The following is a 21039-nucleotide window of genomic DNA, read 5'->3' on the forward strand; positions in this document are numbered from 1 at the left end:
CGGGTGCTCCGGACCGTAATTTCGGTCCATGGGTGCTGACCTGCGTATTCACCGTGGAACCGCAGGTCTGACTTGGCGACGTTTCGGTGCTTCCGGTGATGATTGCTGGACCATCGGCGAGGTAGTGCAGCCGGTGGCGGAGGCGCCGCAGGTGGAGGGGATCAGCGGTGTCTCCAGCGATCCGAGCCGGTGCGCGAAAGTCGATCTCATTCGAACAGCGTCATCGCCTCATCCGGTTTGCCGGACGCCAACAGCGCTTTCGCGGTGTTGGCGAGTGCCTCGGCTTCCTGCACCGGGTAGCCGATCTCGCGACACAGGTCCAGCGCCTGCCGGGAGAGGTCGGCGGCCCGCTCATGATCGCCGGTTTCCAGATAGATCGCGCCGAGGTTGGTGAGTGTGTCGGCTTCGCCGTGGCGGAAGCCGGTCTCCCGGAACAAGGTAAGGGCTTGCAGGGAGAGGCTGGCGGCCTGCCTGTGGTCGCCCGTTTCCCGGTACACCGTGGCGAGGTGGTTGAGGCAGTTGGCTTCGCTCAGGCGGGCGCCGATTTCCCGGAACAGGGTCACCGCCTGGTGGATCAGGTCGGCGGCCTGGTCGAGATCCCCGACGCGGTGGCTTACCAGGCCGAGGTTGGAGAGGACGATGGCCTCGCCATTGCGGTTGCCGACCTCGCGGAACAGCGCGAGACCACGCAGCAGCAAATCGGTGGCCTGTCCATAGTCTCCGGCCTTGCCGTGCACGCTGCCGAGCATGCTTAGCGCGAAGGCGTTGCCGAGGCGGTAGCGGGTCTCCCGGTACAGCGGGAGGGCTTGCTGGACCAGGTCGACGGCCTGCTCGTAGTCGCCGGCGTCTCGGAGTATGCCGCCGAGTTTGGCCAAGGTTTCGGCTTCGCCGAGGCGGTAGCCGGTCTCCCGGTACAGAGTGAGGGTCTGCCGGAGCAGGTTGACGGCCTGCTCGTAGTCGCCGGCGCTACGGCATATGATGCCGAGACTTGCCAGGGTGTCGGCTTCACCGATGCGGTAGCCCGTCTCCCGGTACAGGGCCAAGGCCTGCCGGAACAGGTCGGTGGGTCGTGTCCCGGTGTACCACTGCAGGACGGCGAGGTTGGTGAGGGCGGTGGCATGGCCGAGGCGATTACCGAGGCGGTCGGCGGCGTCGGCGGCGCGCTGGTGCAGCCGCATGGCTGATGACCATGGTCCTTCGCGATCCAGCAATGCTGCCAGCACTTCGGTCAGTCCGACCATTCGTGCCGGATCGTGGTCGGCGGTGTACTCGATGCAGGCGAGCAAGTTGGTTCGTTCGGTACGCATCCACGCCAGTGCGGGCATCTCGTCGTCGAATTCCCGTACCCGAGCACCTGTCATGGCCGAGGTGTAGTTGCTGTCGGCGGGGCGCGGTCTGGGTGTGAGCCATCGGTTCGCCGCCGCGGCGGTGTGCTGGTAGTAGTCGAGCAACCGCCGCTCTGCTGCGGCGTCGGCGGGTGCGGCTGTCGAGGCGAGGGCGCGCACGTATTCCCGTACCAGGTCGTGCATTTGGTATCGGCCGGGTGTGGTCTCCCGAATGAGGTTGTCGGTGTAGAGCGCGTCGAGGTAGGTGCGTGCTCGAGCGAGCGGGATGTCGTTGAGTGCGGCAACGGCGTAGGCGTCGAAGTCGGTGCCCGGGTGCAGTCCCAGCGTGCGGAACAGTTCCTGTTGTTCAGTCGGCAGGCTCTCGTATGAGGCGGTGAACGCGGCGCGCACCGCGCGCTGACCGGCATCGAGTTCGCCGAGCCGATCTTGGGCAGTGCTGAACTCCTCGGCCAGGCCGGGCAGAGTCCAGGCAGGGTGGTGGGCGAGTCGGCCGGCTAGTAGCACGATCGCCAGGGGTAAGTATCCGCATAGTCGGACGATTTCGGCGACGGCGGTGATGTCCTCGCCCGCTGGGTTGCGTTGGGCCAGTTGGCAGAACAGCTCGATCGCGTTGTCGGGTTCGAGGGTGTCCAGTGGTAGAGGGAGGGCGCTGTCGAGGGCGATGAGTCGGCGGCGGCTGGTGATCAATGTCAGGCAGTCCGGTCCGGCTGGTAGTAGTGGTTCGATCTGGTCGTGGTCGCGGGCGTCGTCGAGGATCAGTAGCACTCGTTTGGTGGCGACGCGGTCGCGCCAGAGGTCCCGGCGTGCGTGCAGGGAGTCCGGGATGTGGCTGGGTGCGATGCCGAGGCCGGTGAGCAGGGTGGCCAGTACTTCGGCGGGGTCGGCGGGTATCTGTCCTGGGGTGTGGGCGTTGAGTTCGACGAAGAACCTGCCGTCGGGGAACTGGTCCGAGAGCAGATGTGCCGCGCGGGTGACCAGTGTGGTCTTGCCGACGCCTGGCATGCCGTCGACGGTATGGATGCTGACCACCTGACCGGGTCGGGCTCGATCCAGGATCCGCTGCACTTCTACGTCGCGTCCGACGAAGGTGGGGACATCGCGGCGCAGTGAGGTCAGCACCGTCGGGCGGACGGGCTCGGCGATCGCGGCTTTCCACAACCGCCGCCAGCCCGACCGGTTCGACAACGCCGATGGCAACGGACCAGAGGTCTGCCGGGCCAGCGAAATCAGCGTCACCAGGACCGGATCCAGCGATTCGAATCGGGACGGCACATTGCGCCCGGTCCGCCAGTCGCTGATGCGTTGCATCAACGACCGCGGACTCTGCGCCGGTATGCGAGTCGCCTTCATCCGTGCCTCGGTGGCCACCGCAACCCGCTGCAACGTGGGATTACCCGCCGCCTCCCAAAGATCCGCCAACCGAGTCACGAACAGAGCTCGTGGCGAAGTGCCCCCTCCTCCGTTCCCCCCGATCTCCTTCGTCTCGCCACGCACAGCAACACGATAATGGCCCGGCCCATGCGTTGCGGAGGCAAGCTCACCGCCTTGGTCCAGGCCGAACCGCCGGTGGGCAGCCTGGTCGGATCCGGTGCGTGGTGTTCCGGTGCCCTCCGGACCGGAATTTCGGTCCATGGGTGCTGACCTGCGTATTCACCGTGGAACCGCAGGTCTGACTTGGCGGCGTTTCGGTGCTTCCGGTGATGATTGCTGGACCATCGGCGAGGTAGTGCAGCCGGTGGCGGAGGCGCCGCAGGTGGAGGGGATCAGCGGTGTCTCCAGCGATCCGAGCCGGTGCGCGAGAGTCGATCTCAGTCGGTCTGGGGGAGGGCTTGGAGTGCTGCGAGATAGGTTGTCGCGGCATCGGTTTCGGATGCGTCGAGGCGGACTAGGCTTCGCCGGTGTGGTAGCCGACCGCACGAAACAGGGCCAAGGCCTGCTGGATCAGGTCGGCGGCCTGCCGGTGATCTCCGGCCGCCCGGCACACGGCGCCGAGGTTGGCGAGTGCCTCGGCTTCGCCGACGCGGTAGCCGATCTCCCGGAACAGGGTCAGGGCTTGCCGGGACAGCTCGGCGGCCTGCTCGAGGTCTCCGGTCAGCCGGCGCACGGTAGCAAGATTGTTGAGATTGAGGGCTTCGCCGGGGCGGTGACCGATCTCCCGGAACAGGGCCAAGGCCTGCTGGATCAGGTCCGCGGCCTGCCGGTAATCCCCGGTGTCGCGACGCACCAGGCCGAGGTTGCCGAGGCAGCTGGCTTCGCCTCTGCGATGGCCGATCTCCTGGAACAGCGTCGTGGCATGTAGGAACAGGTCGGCGGCCTGCTCGTAGTCCCCGGTCTGGCGGCGCACGCTGCCGAGGAAGCCGAGGGCGTCACCTTCGCCGAGGACGGAGCCCGCCTCTTGAAACAGGATCAATGCCTGCTGGATCAGGTCCGCGGCCAGCTCGTATTGGCCGTTGTCCCGGCGCACACCGCCCAGGCTGGCGAGCGTGTTGGCTTCGCCGAGGGGGTAGTCGATCTCCCGGAACAAGGTCAGGGCCTGCTGGATCAGGTCTGCGGCCGCCTCGTAGTCGCCGGTGTCGCGGCGCACGCTGCCTAGGCCCGCGAGCGTGTTGGCTTCGCCGAGCGGATAGCCGGTCGCTCGGTACAGGGCCAGGGCCTGTCGAAGCAGGTCGACGGTTTGATCGTTGTTCCCCGTCTGCCACTGCACCCTGCCCAGGCTGGCGAGGGCGTTTGCTTCGCCGAGTGGGTAGCCGGTCTTCCGATAGAGGGTTACGGCTTGCCGGAGTAGGTCGGCGGCTCGGCCGTAGTTCCCGGTCTGCCGCTCGATGACGCCGAGGCTGGTGAGGGCGTTGGCGTGGTCGAGGTGGTGGCCGAGCCGGTGTGCGGTGTCGGCGGCGCGTCGGTGCAGCTGCCGGGCGGATGGCCATGGCCCCTCGCGTTCGAGCAATGCGGCCAGCGCCTCGGTCAGCTCGACCATCCGTGCTGGATCGTGGTCGGCGGTGTAGTCGAGGCAGGCGAGTAGGTTGGCTCGTTCGGTCCGCATCCATGCCAGCGCGTGCATTTCGTCGTCGAATTCCCGCGTCGAGGCAGTGGTGTCGTCGTTGGCGGGGCGTGGCCTGCGGGTCAGCCAGTGGTCGGCGGCTATGGCGGTGTGCTGGTAGTGGTCGAGCAATCGCCGTACCGCGGCGGTGTCGTCGCCGGACGACGCGGTGGCGAGGGCGCGGGCGTATTCGCGGACCAGGTCGTGCAGGCGATAGCGGCTGGGTGTCGTCTCTTCGATGAGGTGGTCGGTGTAGAGCGCGTCGAGTTCGGATCGGGCTTCGGTGAGGGGGATAGCGTTCAACGCGGCGACGGCATAGGCGTCGAAATCGGGGCCGAGGTGGAGTCCTAGCCTGCGGAACAGTTCCTGTCGTTCAGTCGGCAGGCTCTCGTAGGAGGCGGTGAACGCGGCGCGAACCGCGCGCTGCCCGGCGTCGAGTTCGCTGAGTCGGTCCTGGGCGGTGCTGAATTCCTCGGCCAGGCCGGTGAGGGTCCAGGCGGGGTGGTGGGCGAGGCGACCGGCTAATAGCACGATCGCCAGGGGTAAGTATCCGCATAGTCGGACGATCTCGGCGACGGCCGCGATGTCGTCGTCCTGTGGATTGCGTTGGGCCAACCGGCAAAACAAGTCGATCGCATTGTCGGGATCGAGAGTGTCCAGTGGTAAGGGCAGGGCGCTGTCCAAGGCGACGAGCCTGCGGCGGCTGGTGATCAGGGTGAGGCATCGGGGTCCGGTGGGCAGCAGCGGTTCGATCTGGTCGTGGTCGCGGGCGTCGTCGAGGATCAGCAGCACTCGTTTGGTGGCGACGCGGTCACGCCACAGGTCACGGCGTGCGTGCAGGGAATCGGGGATGTGGCTGGGGGCGAGGCCCAGACCGGTGAGCAGGGTGGCCAGCACTTCGGCGGGATCGGCGGGGACCTGTCCAGGTGTATGGGAATTCAACTCGACGAAGAACCTGCCATCAGGAAACCGATCCGAGAGCAGATGCGATGCCCGGGTGACCAGTGCGGTTTTCCCGACTCCTGGCATGCCGTCGACGGTGTGGATGGATACGACTCGGCCCGGTCCCGCCGCATCCAGGATGCGGCCCACTTCGACGTCGCGTCCGACGAAGGTGGGGACATCGCGTCGCAGTGAGGTCAGCACCGTCGGGCGGACGGGCTCGGCAATCGCCGTCTTCCACAACCGCCGCCAGCCCGACCGATTCGACAACACCGAGGGAACCTGACCAGATGCTTGTCGTGCCATCGCGATCAACGTCACCAGCACCGGATCCAGCGACTCGAAACGCGAGGGCACATTGCGCCCGCTGCGCCAATCGCTGATGCGTTGCATCAACGACCGCGGACTCTGCGCCGGTGCACGAGCAGCCTTCATCCGTGCCTCGGTGGCCACCGCAACCCGCTGCAACGTGGGATTACCCGCCGCCGTCCACAGCTCCTCCAACCTGGTCACGAACAGAGCTCGCGGGGAAGAGCTTTCGCCACCACGCCCGTTCCGACCGGTCTGACTCGTCTCACCGCCCACCAACACACCATAAAGGCGTGGTCCGTTGGGTTGCGGATACGAGCCGCTCGGATCACCGGCAGGCTGGACTAGTTTGTCGTCGCCTTTTCCTTGGACTGCTTGGCCAGTTCCTGCTCGAATTGCTCTGGGGTGAACTTGAAGTCGCCCACGATCGGCGAGGCTCTCGATGTCGCGCTCTGCTACGGGTGGATCGACAGCCATCGCAAGGGGCTGGATGAGCAGCACTATCTGCAGCGGTATTCGCCGCGGCGGGCGAAAAGCCCTTGGTCACAACTGAATGTGGCGAAGGCGGAGGCACTGATCGCCGCGGGACGGATGCGGGAGCCGGGACTGGCGGCGATCCGGGCGGCCGAAGCGGACGGGCGGTGGGCGGCTGGCTGCTGAAGGCGCGGACACCAGGCGCCCGCGCCGCGCAGCTCGATCAGATCGTCGCGTCACTCACGCAGGCGAGCTGACCGTTGTCGAGTGGCGCATGGCTGCGGCGAAACGCGAGAGCGCCCCACCATGGTGTGCCACTCACGACTCAACCTCTCTGATCGAACGCCGATTGGGCGCGCTGGGCCAGGTCGGCGCCGAGTTTGTAACCCTGGGCGGCTAGTTCCTGGTGGGCGTGCGGGTCGGTGGTTTCGGTGCCGTAGAGGATTTCGATGGAGGACGCGGCGATCTCGGAGTAGCCGGCGATGCCCTCCCGGAGCTGGAGGGTGATCGCGTCCTTGTAGCCGCGGCGATCGAAGGTGTCTTGGTTGACGCCTGCCAGCGCGATGTAGTGCAGCTCTTTGATCGCACTCGGGCCGTTGGGGGAGGTGTTCTCGTAGGCCCAGCCGCGGCTGAATACGCGATCGATCCAGCCCTTGGCGAGGGCGGGCATGGACCACCAGTAGACCGGAAAGAGCACTGCGACCACGTCGGCCGATTCGATCAACTCTTGCTCACGGCGGACGTCCGCAGGAACCTCGCCGACCTGTCGATGGACCGCGATATCCGCCGCGGTGAATGCGGGATTGAATCCCGTGGCGGTCAGGTCATGCGTTGTGGCAGTGGTACTTTCGTCCGCCTGGATACCTTGTTCGACCGCGCGGGCGATAGCCCAGGTGGCGGACTCGTGATCCGGGTGCGAGACCACGAGCAGTACGTTCGGCCGACTCCGTTCGTTCGTCATGTTGCCAAGGTAAAGTATGACACTAACGTCAATGTCAAGGAGGAGCGCAGGGTGCAGATCAAGGATTTGAGCGAGCGCACCGGCGCGAGCCCGCGGATGCTGCGCCACTACGAGAACGCGGGCGTCCTGACGCCGCGGCGCGACCCCAACGGCTACCGGCATTATCGCGAAGAAGACGTGAAGACCGTGCGGGACATCCGCTGCCTGCTCGCCTCCGGCCTGTCCCTCTCCGAGGCTGCCGCCCTCATCCACATCGCCTGCACCGCTCCGCAAAGCGCCACCGACCAGGACCGCGACGACGTGCTGGCGCAACTCGACGACCGCACCCGCCAGTTGGACGCGGGTATCGAACGACTCCTGGCCGAAAAGGCCAACATCCTCAAGCTTCGCGAGGACATCACGGCAGGTCGCTGACCCGCGGCGTGATCCGTTGCAGGCGGCCATCGACACATTGGCCGAGCTCGGATACGGCCAGACCTCGTTCGCGAAGATCGCGGCCAAGGCCGGGATCAGCAGCACGAGGCTGATCTCGTATCACTTCGCGGGAAAAGCGGAGCTGACGCAGGCCGTCGTCGAGCATGTACTGGATGCCGCCGCCACCTTCATGAGTCCGCGAATCGCGGCCGAAACAGGCCACTGGCCGAAGATGGCCGCCTATCTCGCCTCGAACATGGCGTTCCTCCGAGACCATTCCGCCCACGTGCGCGCGATCGTCGAGATCACCGGCAACGCACGGACCGAGGACGGCAGCCCGGTAGTCGATGCTGCGGCGCCAAGCGCAACGGACTTGCTGGAGAAGGGTTTTCGCGATGGCCAGCGCGACGGCGCATATCGCGACTTCGACCCTCAGGTGATGGCCGCCACCGTCCGCGCCGCAATCGACAGTGCCGCAGTGCAATACGCCGCGAGCCCGCAACTTGACCTCGACGCCTACGCCGCCGAGCTGACCGAACTGTTTCGCCGTGCGATGACGAAAGGTCGCCACTGATGGCCTATCTCGACAACCAGGTCCGCCCCGCGCCCGGTGTCGGCAGCCGAAAGGCAGTCATCGTCTCGGTGCTCACCGACATGGTCGCGCCGCTGGCGGTCTTCTACGGCCTACGCGCCGCCGGTGTCGAGCAACGCTGGGCGCTGCTGGTATCGATGATAGTGCCGGCCGCGGTGGTGGTGTACCGGTTCGTCACCAGGCGCCGGATCGAATACCTCGCCCTGTTCATCCTCACCGTGATCGCGTCGGGGGTAGTCCTCTCGGTACTGACCGGAGATTCGCGCACCATGCTGATCCGCGACGCGTGGGCGGGCATGATCGGCGGCCTGGCCGGGGTCTGGATGCTCGGGTCGGTGGTCGCGGGCGGTCGGCCCGCCCTGGTGACGATCTTCCGCGGGTTCCTGATCGCCGAGGTCGGCGCCGACGGCGCGCGTGCCTGGGACGCCCGCTGGGACACCGAGCCGGATTTCCGGCGAGGCCTGCGAGTGGTGACCAGCGTGTGGGGTGTCGCGACGATCCTCAACGCCGCCGTCAACCTGGCCTTCGCGTACACATTGCCGATCGACGCCGCCTCGGTAGCGATGCAGGTGGCGTGGCCGGTAATCCTGGTACCGCTGCTGCTGTTTCATCTCAGCTACACCAAGAGTCGAAATCTGCGGGCCTGATCACCGGCATTGTCTCGTAGTGTGGGTTACGGACTGACCACTTGCCGTGGTTCCGAGCCGTGCCGAACGCGCGGTCCGGGGTCGCGGCCGAGCCGAGCGCGAGGACCATGTCGGACAACGCCACAACAGAGAGATCCGGTTTCGACGCGGTGATCGCGGCCGCCGACTATCCGGTGTTCGTCGTGACCGCCCGAGCCGATGGCCGCCAAGCCGGCTGCCTGGTCGGCTTCACCTCTCAGGTCAGCATCGAACCGCCGCGCTTCCTGGTCGGCATCTCCAAGAACAACTTCACCTTCGGCGTCGCGATGGCCGCCGGGCACCTCGCCGTACACCTGCTCGGCCGCGAACAGTCCTCGCTGGCAGCGCTTTTCGGCGCGGAGACCGGTGACGACATCAACAAGTTCGCACATTGCAAGTGGGCGCCCGGTCCGGCCGAGTTACCCATCCTGGACGCAGCCGCGGGCTGGTTCACCGGCCGCATTCTCGAACGGCACGACCTGGGCGATCACGTCGGCATGCTCATCGAGCCGGAGGTCGCCTCCGCCCCCAAGCCGCACATGGAACCGTTGCGCTACAACTCGGTCGCCGGTCTGAAGCCGGGCCACGTGGCGTAGCCGGTCAGGCCACGTTGGCCGGTCGATCGTCCATCGCCTGTTCGCGCAGGGTATTCAAGGTCTTCGACAGGATGCGCGAGACCTGCATCTGCGAAACACCCAGCTGTTCGGCGATCTGCGCCTGAGTCAGCGATTCGAAGAACCGCATGATCAGCACCCGGCGCTCCCGCTCGGGCAACGCCGCGATCAACGGACGCACCGTCATCGACTGCTCGAGCAGTCCGTAGCACGGTTCCTCGACGCCGAGTCCGGCGGCGACGGGCAGCGGCGAGTTCTCGCCGTCGTCGCGGGTGATGCCGTCGATCGGGTTGGTCTGATAGCCGTTCCGGGCGATCAACGCCTGGGTGACCTCGCTGAGCTCGACCTCCAGCTCGGCGGCGATCTCCCTGGCGGTGGGCACGCGGCCCAGCCGGTTGGACAGTGTTTCGGTGGCGGGCCCGATCAGCTGCTGAATCTCCTTGAGCCTGCGCGGAACTCGCACGGCCCAGGTGCGATCGCGGAAGTGCCTGCGCACCTCGCCCATGATCGTCGGCACGGCGAAGGACAGAAACGAGCTGCCGCGCGAGACATCGAAACGGTCGACGGACAGGACCAGACCCACCCTGGCGATTTGATGCAGATCGTCGAAAGCCTCACCGCGCCCGGCGAACTTGCGGGCGATGTGCTCGGCCAGCGGCAGGCACAACCGCGTCACTTCCGCGCGCAACTCGTTTCGGTGCGGATCGTTCGCGGTGAGGGCCGCCATCTTCTCGAACCATGGCTCGATGTTGTCGTAGCTGTCGCCGCGCGAACTGGTGCGTCGCGGCAGGTCGGTTCGGTCCGTGGTGAACTCACGTTGCATCGGATGTACCTCGCTCCCAAATGAATTCGATGGCCGTCGGATACCCACCCGCGTCTATGTCAAAAGAGTCCTGGATCATCTCGGCCGAATCGGTGAGCACCTGCACCAGCTGCCAGCTCAACGGATCACGATTGACCTCGACGTCGCGCGTGGTCGTCGCGCTGATCCGCACGTTGATCCGGCGCCGGTTGTAGGTGAACGCACACCGCAGCGTCGAGCCGGGCACCGCGTCGAGCATCAACGCGGTCGCCGCTTCGCTGAGCACCAGCCGAATGTCCGGGATCGCATCGAGCGTGACGTCGGCCATCATGCACGTGGTATCGGAGAGCGCCCGCAACATCCCCAGTTCGTGCGGCTCGGCTGCCAGCTCGAAGGCCACTCGGTGTGCGACCACGGCCATCTGGTGTGGTGTCGATGTCTTGGAAACCACCTTCATCATGTTCACCGCCTCCCAACGATTCACCTCCGCCATACCCGCGAAGCGTGGCCCCAACCCGATCGCCGACATCTCATCGCCGCGATGTGACTCGTCTTACCGCGCGGATAGGGCACAAGGTCCCTATGGACAGGGCACAAAGACTCTGAATGCGCGGTGTTTCATTATGGTTCCGACACGAGCGACCGACCGTCGAGGCGGCACAAAACCCGCAGGTAGCGCGCATACTTGGCCGGTGATGGAAACAGGCGCGACGGCCACCGAAGCGGGGACCCATGCGGTCGTCCAGGTGGTCGGTGGCGGCACACCGCAGGCGACCGGAAGCTTCGGTTTCTGGTTCGCCGATCAGCGGTGGCAGTGGTCGGACGAGGTCGCCGTGATGCACGGGTACGCGCCGGGGACGGTGACGCCGACCACGGAATTGCTGCTGTCGCACAAGCATCCGGACGACCGCGCGCAGGTCGCGGAGACCATCGCCAAGTCGTTGCGCAATGCCGAGCCGTTCTTCAGCCGCCATCGCATCATCGACACCGCAGGCCAGACGCACCACGTGATCGTCTTCGGTGACACCATGACCGAGAACGGCAAGGTCGTCGGCACCACCGGCTACTACGTCGACCTGACCGAAACCATCGACGAACAGCGCCAGGAGGTGCTCGCGGGCGCGCTGCCGGAACTGTTCGAGGCGCGCGCGGTGATCGAGCAGGCCAAGGGCGTGCTGATGCGGGTGTACCGGCTCAACGCCGAACAGGCCTTCCGAGTGCTGCAGTGGCGGTCGCAGGAAACCAACGTCAAGCTGCGCACCCTGGCCGGCCGGATCATCGCCGAACTCGATTCGCTGCCGCCGGCGCCGCCGCAGGTGCAGACCGCGTTCGATCATCTGCTGCTGACCGTGCACGAGCACGCCGACTAGCGGCCTTCAGGCTTCCGGCCGCCGGTTGCTGTCGCCGGTACCGGTGCGGCTGACCTCGTAGCCGAGCAGGCGTTCGGCCTCTTCGATGCCGCCCTGCAGGTCGCCGACCGCGTTCATCTTGGACAGGTCGAGCCCGATGGTCACCAGCGTCAGCGCGATCTCCGAGGACAGACCGGTGATGATCACGCTCGCACCCATCAGACCGGACGCTTCGACCGTCTGCACCAAGTGGTTGGCCACCGTGGAGTCGATCTGCGGCACACCGGTGATATCGATGACGACCACCTTGGCGCGATTGGCGCGAATCGCGCGCAGCAGCTGCTCGGTGAGCTGGCGGGCTCGCTGGCTGTCCAGCACGCCGATGATCGGCAGGATGAGCAGCTGCTCGCGCACCTGAAGAACCGGCGTGGACAGCTCGCGGATCGCCTCCTGCTGCTGGCGAATGATGCGCTCGCGCTCGTCGACGAAGGAGACGCCCACGGTGTTGGCGATCCGGTTGGCGGCCGGTTCATAGGCGTCGAGCACCGCGTTGAGCAGCTGGAAATCGGCCTGATACTTCTCGAACAGCGAGCGGGCCAACACGTCCCGCAGCAAAAGCACGATGCCGAGGATCTCGTGGGTCTCGACGCCGCGCGGAACGATGCGCTCGGACAGATCGCGGGCGTAATCCTGCAGCGCCTCAACCGATCCGGTCTCCAGCACCGCGACGTAGTTGTCGTAGACGGAGGTGACCTCGGAGAACATCTCGTCGGGCGTCATCGCGGTCAGTAACCGCGCCTCGGTGATGCGGCGCGCCCACTCCTCGCGCAGCACCGTGCGGTTCTGGCGCAGGTGCTCGACCAGCTCGGAAAGCAGCCCCTCGCTGACACCGTTGGAGTTGGTATCAGCCGGGAGAGTGGTAATCGACATCTCGGACAATGCCGCCCTCCGGTCCATCGCACGCATCGGACTCGCGTGCTCGAAAATGCCGTGGAAAGCCGCTTTCTGGACCGTCCACCGCCCGCAGAATCGTATACCTATCGTGGGTGATGGAGCCATCGAAAGCGGCCGCGCCAGGTTTCCGGGCGCGGCGACCCGGGTATCCCGGCTACCCGCTGCCGTTTCCGCTCTCCGCCAGGCGAATTCGAGCGGGCGCGGCCGACCCCGGTCGGCGGGTGCCGAGCAGGTGGTCCACATCGGTGTCGGTGACCGGGTCGAAGCGCAGGTAGGACTCGTCCAGCGGGCGAGGGTTGGCCGGTGTCTCCAGGCACACGATCTTGTCCGCGTGATAGGCCAACGTCCGCACGATGCGGTGCGGTGCGACCGGGACCGCGAGCACGACGCGGACCGCGCCGCGACGATAGGCGGCCCGGCATGCGGTCCGTGCGGTCATACCCGTGGAGACGCCGTCGTCGACGACCAGTGCGGTGCGCCCGCCCAGCTTCGGTTGCGGACCGTGCCGCCGGATCCGTTCGGCGCGGCGGTGCAGGCTGGCGCGTTCGTGTGATTCGGTGTCGGCGAGTTCTTCGGGGGTCAGGAGGGCGCTGCGGACGACGACCTCATCGATGATGCGGGTGTCGTCCTCGCCGATGGCGCCGAAGGCCAGGTCCGGCCGATAGGGGACGCGGAGCTTGTTGACGACGATCGCGCCGAGCGGCAGGCGCAATCGGACCGCGATCTCATAGGCCACCGTGATGCCGCCGCGGGGCACGCCCATGACGACGACCTCCGGGCCGCGGAAGGCTTGCAGCCGGTGGGCGAGTCGACGGCCCGCGTCGTACCGATCGAGGAACAGCGAACGCAGATGTGTGCGGTGATCGGTGCGGTCACTGGACAGGTCAGTGTGGGCACCGGATAAAGCGGGATCGTCCATGCGGTCCCCCGAGCATCGAGTGGCATGATCCGGAGCCGCGCTTCGGGACTCAGGAGGACATCGCCAATTCTACTCGGCGGTACGGCTTTCCCGGTCGGTTTGCCGGGCCGATCGGACTGGGTAGGCGAAACACCTTGGGGAGTAGGCGATCACGAACGGCGCCGGGACCGTGACGGCTCTCGTGGCTCGGCGAAATGCGGCGCGGCGGGTTCCCGGCCGCTGACCGTCGCGATGATCTCCACAGCCAGGTCGGCGACACGAACGTTGCGCTGTTGGGACCTGCCACGCAGCACCTCGAAGGCCGCCTCGCGGTCGCAGCGCCGTTCGGCCATCAGGATGCCGAGCGCCTGATCGATGGTGGAGCGGGAAGCCAGCGTCGCGCGCAACTGTTCGGTCAGCTTCGCCTGCCGGGCGGTGTCGGTCGCGACGGCGAGCAGCACGCCGAGGTGTTCGGCCGTGAGGGTGGTCGCACGCCGGATCCGATCGGTGAAGCCGTTCGGCCGGGTCGAGTAGAGCGACAGCGCACCGACCGCTTCGCCGTCCACCGAAAGTGGTTGGGCGTAAATAGATTTGACTCCGTAGGCCAGCATCCGGGTCGAATAGCCGCCCCAGCGGTGCTCCGTCGCGACATCGGGTACCGAAACCTGTTGCGCCGTACTGATGGCCTCCAGACAGGGGTCGTACCCCTCGCTGAATCGGGATTCCTCCGTGAGCATCGCGCGCGCGTCGCTCGAGCCGCCGACGATGGTGCCGTGCTGACGGGTCAGCGTGACCCCCGCCATCGGGTGGTCCGGCAGCATCCGCACCACGGTATCGGCGATGGCACACAATGATTCGGCGACGTCGTCGCCGGTCAACAGCAGCGCCGTCAACTCCGACATCCCCAACGCCAGTTCGTCAGCCATGAAATGCCTTGACGGTCAACATAATTGGTATCCGTCCTCCAGTACGCGGCGAGCGATCTCTGAGACTTCGATGCCGTCGGCGAAGGCACGGGCGCGCAGCAGCGCCTGCGCGGCGTCGAGATCGCAACTGCATTGCACGGCAACCATACCGACCGCTTGGTGCACGGCGACGAGATAATCGGCGTCGTCGAACAGGGATCCCTGCGGCGCACCGTCGTCGGCGGTCCCGTACGAGGCGAGCAGGACCGTATTGGCCAGGGCGTCGGCCACCTTTTCGGCGGCGGGCGTGATCTCGGTGCGCAGTCCGGCTCGGCTGGTGAACACGCACAGGGCGCCGAGCAGGCGGGAGGAGAGCAGCGGAACCGCGACCACGGACTGCACGCCGAGCTCGGTCAGCGCCGGACCGTACTGCGGCCAGCGCGCGGCCAGGTCGGCGCCGTCGGCGGTGACGAACTCCCGGCCGCCGAGCACGTCGCGCGCCGGACCCTCGCCGATCAGCAGCTCCAGGTCGTGCGCGGCACGTGCGGTGACGTCCGAGGCGGAGACCAGCAGTTCCTCGCCGGTCTGGCCGAACAGGGTGACCGCGGCGCTGTCCATGCCGAGGTGCTGGGCTACCGCGGCCATGAAAACCGGGCGCAGCGTGGCCCGATCGCCGATGTACCATCGCTGTAGCCGCAGGGCATATATCCGGTGCAGTCGCGCGCAGGCCAGATGCCTGCCTTCGATCCGTCGATGCAGCTCCGCCATGCGTTGCCGAAACGGTTGCATGGATTCCGGTCGCTGGGTGGCCTGCGCCTCGTATTTCGCGGCCACCGCTGCCGCGCGAGCGGCTCGTTCTCGCTCGGCGCTGAATTCCTGCCACTCACGGGCAATTTCCTGGTGAGCGTCCGAATGCGACCGCACGCTGCCAAGCCTACGCGCATATGTTGGCAACGGCGTTAATTGCTCTGCCTGGCAACATTTGTCGGGGGGACTTCCTCCAAGAGCAACACCACGCCGTCGCGGGTGCCGTCCAGCGGTGAACAGGTCACCGCGCAGGTGATCGAACGCCCGATGCGGTTGACCGCCGGGATCTCCACCGGGCCGTCCCGCCGACTCGTTTTGAGGCAGCGCTGGATGCTTTCGTGTAGCAGCTGGGTGGGCAGCCCGAAGTCCAGCGCGAAGAACACCTGCTGCTGGACCTCCTCGGAGCGCAGCCCCCACATCTCCTCCGCGCCGCGGTTCCAGCTCCGGACCCGCAGCTGATCGTCCAGCACCACCACGCCCGCCGCGACACTGGACAAGACGCCCTCCAGGAAGGTGCGCGTCTCGTTCAATTCGTCGGTGCGGATCCGCATCTCCTCGTTCATCGTCTCGAGTTCTTCGTTGCCCGACTGGAGTTCTTCGTTGGTGGTTTCGAGTTCCTCGTTGGTCGATTGCAGTTCTTCGTTGGTGGTCTCCAATTCCTCGATGCTGGATTGGAGTTCTTCGTTGGTGGTTTCGAGTTCCTCGTTGGTGGACTGGAGTTCCTCGTAGGCCGTCTCCAGCTCCTCCCTTTTCACCTTCACTTCCAGCGAAAGTCGCGTCGCCACTGTGGTATCGACGAAATTCACCACGACTCCGACGTCCGCGCCGTCGCTGCCCCACAGCGGCTGGATATGCACCTCGAAATACTGGACTTCGTCCGGGCCGAGCTTGCGTTCCGCCGTGCTGACCCGGATGCTGCGGCGTTCGGACACGGCCTGCTGGATCAGCGAGCGCAATTCGACCGGCCGATAGGAGATCTCCAGCTCACTCAGCGGCCTGCCGACATCGTGTTGGGTCAGGCCGAATTGGCTGCGCATCTGGTTGTTGAGGATCGAGACCTTGCCCTCGGCATCCAGCCCGATCACCCCGAACGGGGCGGTCTCCAGCGCGAGCTCGCCGAGTTGGCGTTTCTTGACCAGGCCCTGCACCTCCCGGCCGAGGTCGACGTCGAGCCGCGCCGGGCTCGGCTGGTGCGGCGGCCTGACCGCACCGGCCCGGCGCCGGAAGATGCGCTGGCGCATGCTCGCCACCCCGAACCGCTCGCCCTCGGCGAGCAGCAGTTCCGCCTTGCCGAGGAACAGGAATCCGCCCTCCCGCAGCGCGAAGCGGAACCGGTCCAGGATCTGCGATTGTGCCTCGGCATTGAAGTACATCAACGTGTTTCGGCACAACAGCAGATCGAGCCGGGAGATGGGCGCGTCGCGGGTGATGTCGTGGCGGCCGAAGATCACCCGGCGCCGCAGGTCCGACCGGAACGCGAACTTGTCGCCGATCGGCTCGAAATACCGGTCCCGGAGCTCGCCGGACAGCTGCCCGAGCGCCTTCGCCGGATACACACCGGACCGTGCCTCGCGCAGGGCTTCCTCGTCCACGTCGGTGCCGTAGAGCTTGACCCGCTTCGCGCACTCTTCGATGCCGAGCGCCTCGGCGAACGCGATCGCCAGCGAATAGGTTTCCTCGCCGCTGGAGCAGCCCGCGCTCCAGATCCGGATCTCGCTGTCCGGCTTGGTATTCGCGATCAGTTCCGGCAGCACCTCGCGCTGGAGGTACTGCCAGGCCTCCAGATCGCGGAAGAAGCTGGTGACGTTGATCAGAATGGTGTTGAACAGGTGGCGGAATTCTTCGGCGTTGCTTTCCAGCAGATCGCGATAGTCGAGGTAGTCGGTGACCTGAACCTCGTGCATGCGCTTGCGGATCCGCCTGGTCAGCGACGAGCGCTTGTAGCCGGTGAAATCGAACCCGCGCGAATCGCGAATGAACAGCAGCAGATCCTCCAACGCCGGGTCGACGGTGTCGATGTCTTCACCCGGTGCCGTCATGATCTCCTCGCTCGATTCGGTCACGATTCGCTCTGCACCACGAGACCGCGGAGCACGCCGGCGATCTCGTCAAGTGGCACAACGAGATCCGCGTCGCCGGTCGCCACGGCGGCGCTCGGCATGCCCTTGAATTCCGCTTCCTCCGGATCCTGCACGACCACCGTGCCGCCACGGGACTTGACCGCGCTCACCCCCGTCGCGCCGTCGCTGCCGGATCCGGTCAGCACACAGGCAACCGCGCGCGGACCGTATGCGCCCGCCACCGACTCGAACAGCAGGTCGGCCGAGGGCCGGACGAAGTGGACGAGCTCGCTGCCGGACAGCGCGAGTACCCCGTTCGGCTCTACCAGCAGGTGGTGGTTCGGCGGGGCGATGTAAACCGTTCCCGCTTCGGCGGTTTCGCCTGCTGTCGCCAGCTTCACACGCAATTCGGTTCGGCGCGAAAGCAATTCGGCCAGCACGGTCTTGTGGCGTGGGTCGAGGTGCTGCACGACGAGCACGGGTACCGGCAACGTGGCCGGGAGAGCGCCGAGGACCTTGAAGAGCGCGGTGATACCGCCCGCCGACGAGGCTATGGCGACGACGGCGTACGGGTCATCCGTGGTCATGGTCGCGCCGACCAGCCGTGAGGTGCACGGGTTCAGGGTAACGCGATGGCGGATACCCGCCCAGCGATGGCTGCGGTCCGGCGCGGCGCGACCAGGGTCTCATCGCCGCCTTCGGCTTCGCTGCTCGGCCATCGGCGCGGTGGCGGTCAAGGTGAGCATCGCCAGGCCGGTCGTGCGGATCATCGAATCGAGGTTGGTGAGGATGTCGACGATGGCGGTTCGGTGTTCGTCGAGTTCGGCGGTGGTCAGCCCGTCGCGGTCGAAAGCCATCCGAATGGTGTCCAGTTGCAGGCCGCTATCGAAGAGTTTCCGGACGAGGCGGTCGCCCAGATCGGTGAACTTGGCGGTGTCGTACAGCTCTGGACCGGCTAACTGCGGCGGCGGGCGCGAGGGCGCGTGCTGGACGAGTTCGTCGCGCGATACGAGGGTCATGATTCCTCCGGGTTCGGTCGCGGGTACGGGGAGCCACGCTTCGGGACTCGGGGAATTTCAACTGGAACTGTACGCCTGAGCCCCAGCTCGGGGGCCTAACTGGGGGTTACCCACGGTGCCGGTGACTACGCACACGTGTTTGCATCGGCTCAGTCCGGTTATCCGCCACACGACTGGCCCGATAAAGGCAGGTCGGTCTCACCCGACGAAAGGGGTTCGACAGTGAGCACAGCTGACAAAGCCAAGAACAAGGCCGAAGAACTCGCCGGTCAGGCCAAGGAGAAGTTCGGTAACGCGACCGACGACCAGGACCTGAAGAACGAGGGCAAGGCCGATCAGATCAAGTCCAACCTCAAGGACGCAGGCGAGAAGGTCAAGGACGCTTTTCGCAACTGACCGATAGTCCGGTCGCTGCAGTCGAGCGGGTGCGTGCCCTATCGGGCGCCGCCCGCTCGTCCGCGTCCCGGGTCCGTCCAGCGAAACAAGGTCTTGATCGTGCCGAGTCCGGCGATAACGTGCAGTGATCTATCGCGTAGATCGGTGACTCGGGAGGATCGGGATGATCGCGGCACGGATGGTGGCTGTTGTTGCGTCGGTGTTCGTCGGATGAGCGGCAGCAGGCGACCTATGAGCGGTCCCGCGAGTTCCATCTGGCCTGTGTCGACAGTGCCGAGCTGCGGCAGATCGCCGACCAGGTACGCACGCAGTTCCAGCAGGAATCGGTGCTGACCTTCCAGCGGCTCGCGTCGAATTCCCCTGGGGTGGACGCGTTCACGGTGACGATCGCCGGGGTCGATGTGCGGCGGTTCCGCGACGGACTGGTCGCCGATCCGGTGGCTCGGGAGCGGCTCGTCGGTGGCTCGGTCACCGAGGCGAACGCGCTGATTCTCGTGGTCGATGTGGCCGATATGGAGTTGGCGCAACGGTTCGTCGCCGGTCTGGGCGGCACCTGGGATTCGGGCAGTGTTCAGTACGGCGACCGCGAGTTCGTCAGCGCCTGAAGGGTTTCCGGCTCAGTGCTCGATTCTGCTCAGGATGTCGCGTAGCGCACGTAGGTCGTCGGCGGACAGGGCGGTGACCGAGTCCGGCGCGGGATCCGGCGTCGCCAGTGCCTGGGCAAGCACGGCGCGACCGGCGTCGGTGATGGTGACGAGCTTCTTGCGCCGATTGGTGGGATCTACCTCCCGGACGACGTAACCGAGCTCCGCGAGCTGATTGACCGCGACCGTGGCGGCCGGGGCGTCCATCGTCGCGGCGTAGGCCACCTCCTTGACCGTCATCGGCCCGGCCTTGCGCAGCCTGCGCAGCACCCGAATGCGGCTGAACGACAAGCCTGTTCGTTCGACCGCGGCGCGTCGCCACGGGTCACGGGAGTACATCACGACTCGCGTGAGCAGGCTCCACACCTCGTCGGGTGTGGGGTTGTCATCCGGCATGAACGGGCACCTTCTGTTCCAGCAGCGGGGCGACACGGTCACTCGACCGCTTGGCCCACGGGGTATTCGCGACTATGCCGAGTATGGCGACACCGGCGGTCAGCACCGCGATCACCCACCACAGTCCCGCGCCGGTCAGCGCGCCGCACAGCGCTACACCGATGCTGACGCCCACCTGTCGGCTGGTCGAGGCCACCGCCGACGCGGCGCCCGCCCGATCCAGCGGCATCCCGCTGACCGCGGTGGTGGTGATCGGCGCGTTCACCATGCCGAAACCGACCCCGAAGATGGCGAACATGATCACCAGCGCCCACACCGGGGTATTCGGATCGAGCGTGGTGAGCAGAACGGCGGCGATAGTCATCATCAGACCCGCCGCGATCAGTGATGGTTTGGTCCCGTGCCTGCCGACCAGTCGACCGGACAGCGGCGAGAAGATCACCATCGCGACCGCCATCGCCAGGTACAGCAAACCGGTGTGCACCGCCGAATAGTGCCGGACCCCTTGCAGATACAGCGAGCAGCTGAACAGGAACCCGCCGAGCGCGGTGAAGCTGAAGATGGCGATCACCGTCGCCGAGGCGAACGGCGCGCTGCGGAAGAACCGCAGATCGATGAACGGGTCGACGCGGCGCGACTCATAGAAGATGAACGCGGCCAACGCGATCGCCGACACCACGAAGATCACCGGCTTGCGCTCGATCAGCCCGAACACCGTGGAGAACAGGAACGCCACCGCGAGCAGCTGCCCGATCGGGTCGATGCCGCGCACCGTCGCCGACTTCGATTCCGGCACATACAGCGTGGTGAGCACCAGCGCGAGCAGACAGACCGGCAGGTTGATCCAGAACACCGCGGGCCAGCCCAGCGCGTCGATCAGCACGCCGCCGATGGTCGGGCCGAGTGCCATCGAAATGCCGACCACCGCGCCCCAAACACCGATCGCGCGAGCACGTTCCACCCGTCCGACGAACACCGTGGTGATGATCGACATTGCCACCGGGTTGAGCATCGAGCCGCCGATCGCCTGCAGGAATCGGGCGCCGATCAACACCTCGATGGACGGCGCGAGGCTGCACAGCATCGAGCCGATCGCGAAGGTGACCAGCCCGATCCGGAACAGCCTGCGCCGTCCGAATCGGTCCGCCGCGCTCCCCGCCAGCATCAGCAGGCTGGCCAGCGTCAGCGTGTAGACGTCGACGATCCACTGCAGCCGGGACAGCGGCGCGTGCAGATCGGTCTGGATGGTGGGTATCGCGACATTCACGATGGTCGAGTCCATGGAAACGATCAGCAAACTCAGACAACAGGTGGCCAGCACGAGCGTCTTACGCCGCGCAGTCATCTCCTCAACAGTTGTAAGCACACAACTATTGTGAAGTCACAACTGTTCCGAACGCAAGGGCTGTGACTGCGGTCTCTCCGGGTCGGTTGGCATCTACACGAACACCGCGA

General features: G+C 66.3%; 22 protein-coding genes. 8 read left to right on the top strand and 14 right to left on the bottom strand.

Translation table 11 applies throughout. The features are described from left to right. Nucleotides 1-206 precede the first annotated feature (206 nt). Nucleotides 207-2774, bottom strand: a complete 2568-nt coding sequence (locus ACQPW1_RS13805) for an ATP-binding protein (protein WP_433663106.1) — start codon at nucleotides 2772-2774, stop codon at nucleotides 207-209. 457 nt (nucleotides 2775-3231) lie between these two features. Beyond that, complete coding sequence (locus tag ACQPW1_RS13810) at nucleotides 3232-5838, bottom strand: ATP-binding protein (protein ID WP_433663107.1); 2607 nt, start codon at nucleotides 5836-5838, stop codon at nucleotides 3232-3234. A 207-nt stretch (nucleotides 5839-6045) separates the two neighbouring features. On the opposite strand from ACQPW1_RS13810, the gene ACQPW1_RS13815 reads away from it, so the two are divergent. Then, on the top strand, nucleotides 6046-6294 hold the full coding sequence (locus ACQPW1_RS13815) for a YdeI/OmpD-associated family protein (RefSeq protein ID WP_433663108.1): 249 nt from the start codon (nucleotides 6046-6048) through the stop codon (nucleotides 6292-6294). A gap of 139 nt (nucleotides 6295-6433) precedes the next feature. Here the strand turns inward: ACQPW1_RS13815 and ACQPW1_RS13820 are convergent, their stop codons facing one another. After that, complete coding sequence (locus ACQPW1_RS13820) at nucleotides 6434-7069, bottom strand: NAD(P)H-dependent oxidoreductase (RefSeq protein WP_433663109.1); 636 nt, start codon at nucleotides 7067-7069, stop codon at nucleotides 6434-6436. Between the two features lie 51 nt (nucleotides 7070-7120). On the opposite strand from ACQPW1_RS13820, the gene ACQPW1_RS13825 reads away from it, so the two are divergent. The 4 genes from ACQPW1_RS13825 (at nucleotide 7121) to ACQPW1_RS13840 (ending at nucleotide 9336) form a co-directional block, all read left to right on the top strand. Next, a complete protein-coding gene (locus ACQPW1_RS13825) occupies nucleotides 7121-7483 on the top strand; it encodes a MerR family transcriptional regulator (protein ID WP_433663110.1) in 363 nt (120 codons plus the stop codon). A gap of 16 nt (nucleotides 7484-7499) precedes the next feature. Then, on the top strand, nucleotides 7500-8057 hold the full coding sequence (locus tag ACQPW1_RS13830) for a TetR/AcrR family transcriptional regulator (protein ID WP_433663111.1): 558 nt from the start codon (nucleotides 7500-7502) through the stop codon (nucleotides 8055-8057). Next, the gene (locus ACQPW1_RS13835) at nucleotides 8057-8722 is read left to right on the top strand and encodes a VC0807 family protein (RefSeq protein WP_433663112.1); all 666 of its coding nucleotides are present in this window, start codon (nucleotides 8057-8059) and stop codon (nucleotides 8720-8722) included. Before ACQPW1_RS13830 ends, ACQPW1_RS13835 begins: the two co-directional genes overlap by 1 nt. Nucleotides 8723-8829: 107 nt before the next feature. Continuing rightward, the gene (locus ACQPW1_RS13840; protein WP_433665229.1) at nucleotides 8830-9336 is read left to right on the top strand and encodes a flavin reductase family protein; all 507 of its coding nucleotides are present in this window, start codon (nucleotides 8830-8832) and stop codon (nucleotides 9334-9336) included. Between the two features lie 4 nt (nucleotides 9337-9340). Here ACQPW1_RS13840 and ACQPW1_RS13845 read toward each other — a convergent pair whose 3' ends face one another. Next, the gene (locus ACQPW1_RS13845) at nucleotides 9341-10177 is read right to left on the bottom strand and encodes an RNA polymerase sigma factor SigF (RefSeq protein WP_433663113.1); all 837 of its coding nucleotides are present in this window, start codon (nucleotides 10175-10177) and stop codon (nucleotides 9341-9343) included. Further along, a complete protein-coding gene (locus ACQPW1_RS13850; RefSeq protein ID WP_433663114.1) occupies nucleotides 10167-10649 on the bottom strand; it encodes an anti-sigma factor in 483 nt (160 codons plus the stop codon). Before ACQPW1_RS13850 ends, ACQPW1_RS13845 begins: the two co-directional genes overlap by 11 nt. 202 nt (nucleotides 10650-10851) lie before the next feature. On the opposite strand from ACQPW1_RS13850, the gene ACQPW1_RS13855 reads away from it, so the two are divergent. Continuing rightward, the gene (locus tag ACQPW1_RS13855) at nucleotides 10852-11526 is read left to right on the top strand and encodes a PAS and ANTAR domain-containing protein (RefSeq protein WP_433665230.1); all 675 of its coding nucleotides are present in this window, start codon (nucleotides 10852-10854) and stop codon (nucleotides 11524-11526) included. Between the two features lie 6 nt (nucleotides 11527-11532). Here ACQPW1_RS13855 and ACQPW1_RS13860 read toward each other — a convergent pair whose 3' ends face one another. The 7 genes from ACQPW1_RS13860 to ACQPW1_RS13890 form a co-directional block, all read right to left on the bottom strand. After that, nucleotides 11533-12435 carry an STAS domain-containing protein gene (locus tag ACQPW1_RS13860; RefSeq protein ID WP_433665231.1) on the bottom strand — a complete coding sequence of 301 codons (903 nt, stop codon included), beginning with the start codon at nucleotides 12433-12435 and terminating at the stop codon, nucleotides 11533-11535. A 178-nt stretch (nucleotides 12436-12613) separates the two neighbouring features. After that, nucleotides 12614-13378 (bottom strand): phosphoribosyltransferase, encoded by a 765-nt coding sequence (locus ACQPW1_RS13865; protein ID WP_433663115.1) that lies wholly within the window; start codon nucleotides 13376-13378, stop codon nucleotides 12614-12616. Nucleotides 13379-13527: 149 nt separating this feature from the next. Then, the gene (locus tag ACQPW1_RS13870) at nucleotides 13528-14283 is read right to left on the bottom strand and encodes a GAF and ANTAR domain-containing protein (protein ID WP_433663116.1); all 756 of its coding nucleotides are present in this window, start codon (nucleotides 14281-14283) and stop codon (nucleotides 13528-13530) included. Nucleotides 14284-14298: 15 nt separating this feature from the next. Next, entirely contained in the window at nucleotides 14299-15186 is an 888-nt protein-coding gene (locus ACQPW1_RS13875; RefSeq protein ID WP_433663117.1) for a GAF domain-containing protein, read from the bottom strand. Between the two features lie 35 nt (nucleotides 15187-15221). Next, entirely contained in the window at nucleotides 15222-17132 is a 1911-nt protein-coding gene (locus ACQPW1_RS13880) for a CheR family methyltransferase (protein ID WP_433663118.1), read from the bottom strand. Continuing rightward, nucleotides 17129-17716 (bottom strand): chemotaxis protein CheB, encoded by a 588-nt coding sequence (locus ACQPW1_RS13885; protein WP_433663119.1) that lies wholly within the window; start codon nucleotides 17714-17716, stop codon nucleotides 17129-17131. Before ACQPW1_RS13885 ends, ACQPW1_RS13880 begins: the two co-directional genes overlap by 4 nt. A 99-nt stretch (nucleotides 17717-17815) precedes the next feature. Beyond that, the gene (locus ACQPW1_RS13890; protein WP_433663120.1) at nucleotides 17816-18148 is read right to left on the bottom strand and encodes a hypothetical protein; all 333 of its coding nucleotides are present in this window, start codon (nucleotides 18146-18148) and stop codon (nucleotides 17816-17818) included. 222 nt (nucleotides 18149-18370) lie between these two features. Here ACQPW1_RS13890 and ACQPW1_RS13895 point away from each other — a divergent pair, with 222 nt between their 5' ends. Together ACQPW1_RS13895 and ACQPW1_RS13900 are read left to right on the top strand one after the other, a co-directional pair. After that, on the top strand, nucleotides 18371-18544 hold the full coding sequence (locus ACQPW1_RS13895) for a CsbD family protein (protein ID WP_433663121.1): 174 nt from the start codon (nucleotides 18371-18373) through the stop codon (nucleotides 18542-18544). 188 nt (nucleotides 18545-18732) lie between these two features. Further along, nucleotides 18733-19149, top strand: a complete 417-nt coding sequence (locus ACQPW1_RS13900; RefSeq protein ID WP_433663122.1) for a hypothetical protein — start codon at nucleotides 18733-18735, stop codon at nucleotides 19147-19149. 12 nt (nucleotides 19150-19161) lie between these two features. Here ACQPW1_RS13900 and ACQPW1_RS13905 read toward each other — a convergent pair whose 3' ends face one another. Continuing rightward, nucleotides 19162-19584, bottom strand: a complete 423-nt coding sequence (locus tag ACQPW1_RS13905; RefSeq protein WP_433663123.1) for a MarR family winged helix-turn-helix transcriptional regulator — start codon at nucleotides 19582-19584, stop codon at nucleotides 19162-19164. After that, a complete protein-coding gene (locus ACQPW1_RS13910; RefSeq protein WP_433663124.1) occupies nucleotides 19574-20950 on the bottom strand; it encodes an MFS transporter in 1377 nt (458 codons plus the stop codon). Before ACQPW1_RS13910 ends, ACQPW1_RS13905 begins: the two co-directional genes overlap by 11 nt. Nucleotides 20951-21039 lie beyond the last annotated feature (89 nt).

Source organism: Nocardia sp. CA-128927 (assembly GCF_050955855.1).
Classification (GTDB): domain Bacteria; phylum Actinomycetota; class Actinomycetes; order Mycobacteriales; family Mycobacteriaceae; genus Nocardia.

Excerpts from the sequence above, each read along its gene's own strand:
- ACQPW1_RS13820 (WP_433663109.1), bottom strand. The coding sequence starts at position 7,069 with ATGACGAACGAACGGAGTCGGCCGAACGTACTGCTCGTGGTCTCGCAC.
- ACQPW1_RS13835 (WP_433663112.1), top strand. The coding sequence starts at position 8,057 with ATGGCCTATCTCGACAACCAGGTCCGCCCCGCGCCCGGTGTCGGCAGC.
- ACQPW1_RS13840 (WP_433665229.1), top strand. The coding sequence starts at position 8,830 with ATGTCGGACAACGCCACAACAGAGAGATCCGGTTTCGACGCGGTGATC.
- ACQPW1_RS13845 (WP_433663113.1), bottom strand. The coding sequence starts at position 10,177 with ATGCAACGTGAGTTCACCACGGACCGAACCGACCTGCCGCGACGCACC.
- ACQPW1_RS13850 (WP_433663114.1), bottom strand. The coding sequence starts at position 10,649 with ATGGCGGAGGTGAATCGTTGGGAGGCGGTGAACATGATGAAGGTGGTT.
- ACQPW1_RS13855 (WP_433665230.1), top strand. The coding sequence starts at position 10,852 with ATGGAAACAGGCGCGACGGCCACCGAAGCGGGGACCCATGCGGTCGTC.
- ACQPW1_RS13860 (WP_433665231.1), bottom strand. The coding sequence starts at position 12,435 with ATGTCGATTACCACTCTCCCGGCTGATACCAACTCCAACGGTGTCAGC.
- ACQPW1_RS13865 (WP_433663115.1), bottom strand. The coding sequence starts at position 13,378 with ATGGACGATCCCGCTTTATCCGGTGCCCACACTGACCTGTCCAGTGAC.
- ACQPW1_RS13870 (WP_433663116.1), bottom strand. The coding sequence starts at position 14,283 with ATGGCTGACGAACTGGCGTTGGGGATGTCGGAGTTGACGGCGCTGCTG.
- ACQPW1_RS13885 (WP_433663119.1), bottom strand. The coding sequence starts at position 17,716 with ATGACCACGGATGACCCGTACGCCGTCGTCGCCATAGCCTCGTCGGCG.
- ACQPW1_RS13890 (WP_433663120.1), bottom strand. The coding sequence starts at position 18,148 with ATGACCCTCGTATCGCGCGACGAACTCGTCCAGCACGCGCCCTCGCGC.
- ACQPW1_RS13905 (WP_433663123.1), bottom strand. The coding sequence starts at position 19,584 with ATGCCGGATGACAACCCCACACCCGACGAGGTGTGGAGCCTGCTCACG.